This window comes from Desulfosarcina cetonica JCM 12296 (genome assembly GCF_001311845.1).
GTDB classification, from domain to species: domain Bacteria; phylum Desulfobacterota; class Desulfobacteria; order Desulfobacterales; family Desulfosarcinaceae; genus Desulfosarcina; species Desulfosarcina cetonica.
Genome location: NZ_BBCC01000461.1, coordinates 1 through 1,194, shown reverse-complemented (window position 1 = coordinate 1,194; position 1,194 = coordinate 1). Strand labels below are relative to the sequence as shown.

The 1,194-nt window shown below is 61.2% G+C and carries 1 protein-coding gene; it reads right to left on the bottom strand.

From position 1 onward, the window contains the following. Positions 1-928: ABC transporter permease (locus JCM12296_RS34960; protein ID WP_054702808.1), on the bottom strand; the 928-nt coding region annotated here is incomplete at its 3' end. Between the last annotated feature and the right edge of the window lie 266 nt (positions 929-1,194).

Here is a 1,194-nt window from a genome sequence, read left to right as displayed (position 1 = left end):
CCCCACGGCCGGCCCCCAAGGCACGCAGCAGGCCGATTTCGGCCCGACGCTGGCGCACGGCAATGGTCATGATCGTGGTGATGCCCACGCCGCCCACCAGCAGTGAAATCCCACCGATGGCGCCCACTGCCAGGGTCAGCACACCCAATATCGACCCGAGGACATCCAGCATCTGATCCTGGGTGACGATGGTAAAATCCTCCCTGCCGTGACGGGCGAGCAGGATTTCACGGATTCGCTCGGAAATCCCCTTGGCCTGGCTGCCGCCGGCAAAGAGCACGTCGATCTCCATCAGGCTTTCGCGATTGAACATCGCCAGGGCCCGCTGGGCGGGGATATAGACCGCATCGTCCAGGTCGAACCCCAGCATCTGCCCCTTGGCGGCCATTACGCCGATGGTGCGGTAGCGTTCGCCACCGATGCGGATGCGCCGGCCCAGCGGGTTGGCGTTGCCGAAAAGCTCCTCGGCGACCTTGCTGCCCAGCACGGCAAACGCCCTTGCGTCGACCGCGCGATCGTCCGGCAAAAAGCGTCCCTGGGCTACCGCCAGTTGCCAGACCCGGGGGGTGTCCGCATCCACGCCAAAGACATAGGTCCGTCGGCCGCGCTTTCCGAACTCGACCGCCGCGTTGCCCTGAACCACCGGCACGGTGGCCTCGACCCGCGGAATCCGGTTTAATGCTTCGGCATCGGCGATGGACAGGGGCCGGACATTGCTGATCACCGCGCCGGACATGCCCGTGGTGGAGGTTTTTCCCGGTGTGACCCCGATCAGATTGGTGCCGAACTGGGTGAATTCACCCAACACGAAGCGGTGGATGCCTTCGCCCAGCGAGGTGAGCAGCACCACGGCGCCAATGCCCACGGCAATGCCCAAAACCGTGAGAAAGCTGCGCAGGCGCTGGCTGATCAGGCGTCCAGGGCCCAAATGACGGCGTCACGAAAGGTCATGGCGGCGTTGGCGCTTTGGTATATTGATTATGACAACCCATGCTTTTGGACATCCCCAGCAAATAAAATGTCAAAGGCCCAATGACAAATGTCAATTGGCGGTATCCTACCGATTTATAAGAAACGAAAGGATTCCTTCAATTGACATTTGAACTTTTTCATTTGGCATTCTTTCTTATTTCTCGGCCAGGGCCGCCACCGCATCCAATCGGGCCGCGCGTCTGGCCGGCAGCATGCCGAAAA